At 62.9% G+C, this 6,223-nt stretch carries 7 protein-coding genes; 1 reads left to right on the plus strand and 6 read right to left on the minus strand.

The features are described from left to right. The first annotated feature begins 8 nt into the window (after window positions 1-8). On the plus strand, window positions 9-848 hold the full coding sequence (bla, locus tag WB528_RS28310) for a class A beta-lactamase (protein WP_423892764.1): 840 nt from the start codon (window positions 9-11) through the stop codon (window positions 846-848). A 27-nt stretch (window positions 849-875) separates the two neighbouring features. Here the strand turns inward: bla and WB528_RS28315 are convergent, their stop codons facing one another. The 6 genes from WB528_RS28315 to WB528_RS28340 form a co-directional block, all read right to left on the minus strand. Beyond that, the gene (locus tag WB528_RS28315) at window positions 876-1,463 is read right to left on the minus strand and encodes a rhodanese-like domain-containing protein (RefSeq protein WP_423892751.1); all 588 of its coding nucleotides are present in this window, start codon (window positions 1,461-1,463) and stop codon (window positions 876-878) included. 310 nt (window positions 1,464-1,773) lie between these two features. Further along, window positions 1,774-2,028: a hypothetical protein gene (locus WB528_RS28320; RefSeq protein WP_423892753.1), complete on the minus strand. Its 255-nt coding sequence runs from the start codon at window positions 2,026-2,028 to the stop codon at window positions 1,774-1,776. Window positions 2,029-2,116: 88 nt separating this feature from the next. After that, on the minus strand, window positions 2,117-2,242 hold the full coding sequence (locus WB528_RS28325) for a hypothetical protein (RefSeq protein ID WP_423892755.1): 126 nt from the start codon (window positions 2,240-2,242) through the stop codon (window positions 2,117-2,119). A 322-nt stretch (window positions 2,243-2,564) separates the two neighbouring features. After that, window positions 2,565-3,974, minus strand: a complete 1,410-nt coding sequence (locus tag WB528_RS28330; RefSeq protein WP_423892757.1) for a sensor histidine kinase — start codon at window positions 3,972-3,974, stop codon at window positions 2,565-2,567. Window positions 3,975-4,315: 341 nt separating this feature from the next. Next, on the minus strand, window positions 4,316-5,335 hold the full coding sequence (locus WB528_RS28335) for a tellurite resistance/C4-dicarboxylate transporter family protein (protein WP_423892760.1): 1,020 nt from the start codon (window positions 5,333-5,335) through the stop codon (window positions 4,316-4,318). A gap of 81 nt (window positions 5,336-5,416) precedes the next feature. Further along, window positions 5,417-6,223: ABC transporter substrate-binding protein (locus WB528_RS28340; protein WP_423892762.1), on the minus strand; the 807-nt coding region annotated here is incomplete at its 5' end.

Here is a 6,223-nt window from a genome sequence, read left to right on the forward strand (position 1 = left end):
CGGCTCATGTGAGCGGAGGGGCGAAGGCCGCGCGCGCCGCGAGTTCCGATCCGCGGCTGATCGACCAGATCAAACGCCTGGAGAGCGAGAGCGGCGGGCGGCTCGGCGTCTGTGTTCTGCAAACCTCATCAGGCGTGCGCCGCACCTATCGGGGCGACGAGCGGTTCCCGCTATGCAGTACGTTCAAGGCGCTTGCGGCCGCAGCCATTCTGGCGCGCGTCGATGCGGGCAGCGAGCAACTGACGCGCCGCATCACGTTCGACGCTTCCACCATCGTCGCAAATTCGCCGGTCACTGAAAAACACACAGGCGATGGCGGCATGACGCTCGCTGAAATTTGCGAAGCGGCGGTGACGCGGAGCGACAACACGGCCGGCAACCTCATGCTTGCAAACATCGGCGGTCCTTCCGGCCTGACAGCCTTCGTGCGGACGCTTGGCGACGACGTCACCCGGCTCGACAGAAATGAGACCTCTCTCAACGAGGCGCTGCCCGGCGATCCCCGCGATACGACGACCCCGAACGCGATGGCTTCCAATTTGAGGGCGCTTCTTTTTGGAACCGAAGCCCTTTCGGCTGCGTCACGCGAGCAATTGACGGCCTGGCTGATCGCCAACAAGACCGGCGGCGCAAGGTTGCGCGCAGGTTTTCCGAACGATTGGCGCGTTGGCGACAAGACGGGCTCCGGCGAACGGGGAACGGCCAACGACGTCGCCGTGGTCTGGCCGCCCAGCGGCGCGCCCATCATCGTTGCGGTCTATTTGACGGGTGCCACCATTCCCGCCGCGCAACAGAGCGGCATCATCGCCTCCGTTGCGCGCGCGGTCTCCGCGATCGGCTTGAACTAGAGAGCAGCTGACGTCGAAACCGCGCGCCTAGTTTTCCATTTTATACATCTTGGCCTTGTCGAGCTTGTAGGTCCAGGGCAAGCCGGCATTCTTCCATCCGTTGACGGCGCGCTGGCCGGCCTTCGGTCCGCTGGCCGCCAGATCGCCTTCGTATCCGTCGACGACCGAATAAACGTTCTTGAAGCCGGCTTGTGCGAGAAGATTGGTCGCGGCCGCACTGCGGTCGCCCGACCGGCAGATCAACACGATCGGATCGTCAGGCTTGAGACCTTTAGCGGCCAGCCTGCGGCGCACTTCGGGGAGGAAGTCCGGATTGAGTTCGAGCTTGAAGGTTCCCTTCACGCTATCCCAAACAGGGAAATCGGGATCCTTCATGTACGGAACATTGGCATCCGCCTGCACAGGCATCCCCAGGAACGTCACCTCGGCGGGCGTTCGCACGTCGAGGAACAGCGCCTTCGATGCGTTCTGGTCCATGAACTTCGCCGCCTCTTGCGAGGACAGGTACTGGCCAAGTTTGGTTCGCTTCAGTTCCGGCACCGCGGCCGCATCGAACGCATGCGCCGTCGTCGACGTCAGCAATAGTACGATCAACCAACCAGCGAAGGCTTTCATTGTTTTTCTCCCCTGAGCTCGTTCCTTTATAGAAGATTTATGCTCGAGTGGGTCGCAACTATGACCTCGCCGTCGACCTATCCACCATGTTGCGCAGCAGCACGCTTGAGGCGATCGTCGATACGCCGATGGCCAAACGCCAAAAGAGCGTCAGCAGGAGGTCAGGGTGAATTTCGGCCGCTCGTCGCGGCCACGCGCGATCGGGAGGGCACTGCACCCAAGGCCGAACAGGCATCGGTGCGTTAGGATCGCGGGAAGGCGAACCGTAGATCTTCTGTTGGGGCCGCATCAGCGGCCCCAAGGCAATAAGTCAGTAGGCGGTGGGATGGAGGTCGGGATCTTCCCCGCCTATCCTCGAGCGATCGCGGCCTCCGAAGTTCTCTCTCAGATCGAGACGGTCGTTCCACTGGTTGTAAGCGCCGCGAAAATACTGACCCTGGGCATGGTGGTGCGCCGGACCGCGATGGATCCGCACGTGATCATGTCCTGCGTCCCGCGCGAAAACCGGCCCAGCGAGTACGGTTGATAGAACAGCGATCACGCTCAATGCCTTCATCATGGTCATTGGCTTTCTCCTTCGCGACGACGCCGCACGGATCAACAACCATATCCATCGATCCTAAAACGTTATTTATTTTCGTTGCGCGGCGCCGTTACCGGAAGGCGTAGGACACCCACGCGCCCTTGTTTTGGGAGAGCGAGCCGCTACCGCTGACGTTCGCCCAGATGCCGCTTCCAAAAAGCAGCAGGGCGACACTCAGTCCAAGGATTTGCTTCATTTCCAAACTCCACATTGGACTCACACGTGGCCCGCCGATTTGAGCCGGCGGGTTGTTCTTCTGCGCTCACGGGGCGTGGCAGAGTGTCGAGGGCAACTTTCAGCCGGCTGTTGTTGGGCGCGGCCGGCGCGACAAACCTCGCCGCCCACCGCTGCTCGAACTTTCTTTGCAGGTGAAGAGGAATAATGCTCATGACCAAAGCTCCGCGTTCGTCGACGCCCCGGTTCTCAAGGCCTCAACGCGCGTGATCGATGAAAGGTCCGCATTGGTTTGCCGGCATTCCGGCTGGTCCGAAGCCGAAGCCTGGCGCCATGCCGATGGTCTAGGTGACGAGCGCAGCCATAATTGAGCAGCGAACGCCCTCGGGAGCGAACTCCAGACGGGTTTTCCCGTCGAGGTCACGGCTTAGCGCGTGTTCGATGAGGCGGGTGCCGAACCCCTGACGGGTCGGCGGATCGACACGCGGGCCGCCGCTCTCCCGCCAACTCAGGTTGAGCCGGCCGGCCTGCACCTGCCAGCGGAGTTCGACCCGGCCTTCGGGGCGCGAGAGCGCTCCATACTTCGCCGCGTTGGTGGCGAGTTCGTGCAGCGCCAGAGAGAGCGCCAGCGCCTGGCTGGGCGAAACATCCACAGAGGGACCAACGAGCCCGATCTGGCCGGAGACAAATGGCGCAACGGCGCGCGCGGCCAGTTCGGCAAGATCGGCGGCCGCCCAACTGCGATCGGTGAGCAGATCGTGAACTCCGGCGAGCGCGACGATGCGCGCGTTCAGCGTCTCGCGAGCCGCCTCGATATCGGTCGCGCCCCGAAGGGTCTGGTTGACGATCGACTGCACGGTGGCGAGCGTATTCTTGACGCGATGGTTCAACTCGTTGCCGAGCAGCCGCTGCAATTCTTCAGCCTGCTTTCTCTCCGAGAGATCGCGGCTCGCGCCGGCGATGGCGACCGGCTTGCGCTCGGCGCCCTGGCCTTCGAATTCCACCAGGCCCCAGGCACTGAGCCATCGCCAGCTGCCGTCAAGCTGCCTGACCCGGTATTCGACGTCATAGCGGCCATCGCCCTTGGGATCGAGCGCCCTGTTGACCCGGGCCCACATCAGATCCCTGTCGGCAGGATGGAATTTCGCTTCCACGCCATCCTTGTCGTGGAGAAAGCGCGCCTCTGTCAGTCCATAGAGGCGCTGGGCGTTCTCGTCGTAAACGCAGATGTTGTCCGCGATGGTGTAGCGCCACGTGCCCATGTCGGAAGCGATCATGGCGAGGTCGAACGTGCGTTGCTGCTCCTCCAGTTCGAGCCGCATCTCGTGCTCGCGCGTGACGTCCTGGAAGCAGTTGATGGCGCCGACGACCGAGCCATCGCCGTCGCGCAGAGGAGCTACGTTGACACGCGCCACCCAGCGTTTTCCGTCCGGGTTTTGCACGACGGTCTCGACGCCCTCGAAACGTTCACCCGCGAGCACCGCACGCGCCATCGGCGTTTCGCCGGGCGGGATGAATTCACCTTGCAGGCTCTCAAGGCGGAACGAGCCGCAGTACCTTTGGACGGGATCGCGGAGTTTTGGGGGCCGTCCCCAAAGCTCGATCGCGCGCTGGTTGACCCGCAGGATCCGGCCGTCGGCGTCGCATGCGTAAACGCCGATCGGCAGCGCGTCGAGAATCCCCTGGTCGAGCTCGAGAAAGGATTCGAGAAGGGCAGGCGTCGGGACCGGGATGTCGAGCTTAAGCAAGGACATGGAACGACATGGCATGCCTCGAAGGGGACGCGCCAGCCTATCAGACTGCGCGCTGCCGGGACCAGCAAGAACAATGAGTACCAGCAGGATTAATTCAAATTGCGGGTGGAACCTTGCGCCGGTTGCCGGGTTTTTTCCGGTTTCGCTGCGAGAATTTGTGCCGGGCGTGGCCCGTCGGCCGGCTTGGGACGCGCAAGCGCCGGCGGTCGCTATCGACAAAGCCGCGCCACCGCCACCACCTGAAATGGCCCTGTCCTGCTTCGAGTTCCAGCAAAATGTGTTTCCAGAGTTTATCCGGGATCGTCGCCGATCTCGAGATGGCAGCGGTACGTCCTCAGCATCTACCGCCACCAGCGCGCGAGCTTACGCGTGATCTGCCATGCGAGAGCCGCAAAGGCCAATGTCCAGGCGGCCAGCGCCGCCACAAAAACTGCGGCCGGCAAGGGCGCAAGGAATGGAAGCTGGAGCGTCGCCGCCATCTGCTTTGTCGCGACCGCATACATCCCCAATGGAAAGACGGCGCCCCAATGGAGCGGATCGTAGCGTAGCGGAAATCGCCGGATCAGATGTTGCCATGTCGTGAGCACAAGCAACATCGGAATCCACCAGGTGCCGGTCGCCCAGTAAAACACGGTGAGTCCGTTGAGGAACGGCAGCAGCACAGCGAGAAAGGGCGCATCCGGCGCGTTCTGCGCCAGCTGCGCACCAGCCAGCGTCGAAATGGCCATTGCGCCCATGTTGATCCAGTAGGGCGGCGTCAGGTCGCCGGGCGAGAAGGTGAAAAAGGTCTCGCGGTAGAAGATGAGCGAGATGATCCAGATGTAGAACATCCCGCCCCACGACCACATCGCGAGCGCGAGGAAATTGAGCTCCAGCCGAAGCGGTTGCGGCCATTCACGCGCAATCAGCGCGGCGAGGACGGCGATCGACTGGGCTGCAACCACTGCGATGAGCCAGGCTCCGGTGAGACCGTCTTGCAGTGGAGGCTTGTCGCGCTTGATCGTGAGCGCAGTGAAGATTGTGTAGGTCAGCCCGGCCCACAGCACCATGCCGAGCGCCAGCAACACGGTCGCGGCCGCGAGGCTCCGCGCCATCGAGAGAAACTGGGCGCCAAGAATGCAAGATGCGGCAGCCGCGGTAAGGAAGCCGGGCCCACGCCGATGATCGGTCATGTCGGCAAGGAACGCCTGCGGATAGCGGATCGAGCGCAAGGCGGTCAGGCACGCCAGCACGACATAGGCGGCGAGATTGAACGCGAAAAGTCCGGTCGCGAGTAACGGAAGCCCGAAATCCGACGCCCCGATCGACACGATGCCGGTCGCCATCACGAGCGCGAAATAGGCGGGCGACAACTGTTCCACGGCGACAACTGTTCCACCGAGAATCAAACCCAGGCCGCCCTCAAGCCGCCCTCACGATGATGGGCGGGGGCGATTGCCCGTCTACCTTGCAGGCGTTCCTGACGCGGTCCGCACCAGACCGCAGGTGCCCTTCTCCTCGGCAAGCGGGCGGAACGCTTGATCCGCCGGGATCGTTGTGAGGACCTTGAAGTAATCATACGGGCCTTTCGACTCCGACGGTTTCTTGACCTCGACGAGATACATGGCATGAACCGCTCGTCCATCCTGGCGAACCACGGTGTCTCCGAACAGCGGGTCGTCGTAGTGAGTTGACTTCATGGCCGCGACGACCTTCGCGCCGTCGGTTGCTGAGCCGGTCTTGGCGACGGCTTCAAGATAATGCAACACCGAGGAATACACGCCGGCCTGAACCATGGTCGGATACTTGCCGTCATTGCGGGCGGCGAAGCGCTTGGCGAACGCGCGGGTTTTGTCGTTGAGGTCCCAATAGAACGCCGTCGTCAGCGTCAGGCCCTGCGCGGTTTGCAAGCCGAGCGCGTGAACGTCGGTCAGGAAGACAAGAAGTCCGGCGAGCCGCTGCCCGCCCTTGACGATACCGAACTCGGCCGCCTGCTTGACCGCGTTGATGGTGTCGCCGCCGGCATTGGCAAGACCGATGACCTGCGCTTTCGAGCCTTGCGCCTGCAGCAGGTAGGAGGAGAAATCGGGCGTGTTCAGGGGGACGCGGACTGCGCCGAGCACCTTGCCGCCGGCCGCCTCCACGACCGCTGACGTATCGCGCTCGAGGGCATGGCCGAAGGCGTAGTCGGCCGTAATGAAAAACCAGTTCTTGCCGCCCTGCCGCACAATCGCGCCGCCGGTTCCATGCGCGAGTGCCCAGGTATCATA

It is taken from the genome of Bradyrhizobium sp. (assembly GCF_049586575.1).
Taxonomy (GTDB): Bacteria; Pseudomonadota; Alphaproteobacteria; order Rhizobiales; family Xanthobacteraceae; genus Bradyrhizobium.

What these genes read in the sequence shown, in the direction of transcription:
- WB528_RS28320 (WP_423892753.1), bottom strand. Translation starts at nt 2,028, where the DNA reads ATGACCATGATGAAGGCATTGAGCGTGATCGCTGTTCTATCAACCGTA.
- WB528_RS28325 (WP_423892755.1), bottom strand. Translation starts at nt 2,242, where the DNA reads ATGAAGCAAATCCTTGGACTGAGTGTCGCCCTGCTGCTTTTTGGAAGC.
- WB528_RS28315 (WP_423892751.1), bottom strand. Translation starts at nt 1,463, where the DNA reads ATGAAAGCCTTCGCTGGTTGGTTGATCGTACTATTGCTGACGTCGACG.
- WB528_RS28330 (WP_423892757.1), bottom strand. Translation starts at nt 3,974, where the DNA reads ATGTCCTTGCTTAAGCTCGACATCCCGGTCCCGACGCCTGCCCTTCTC.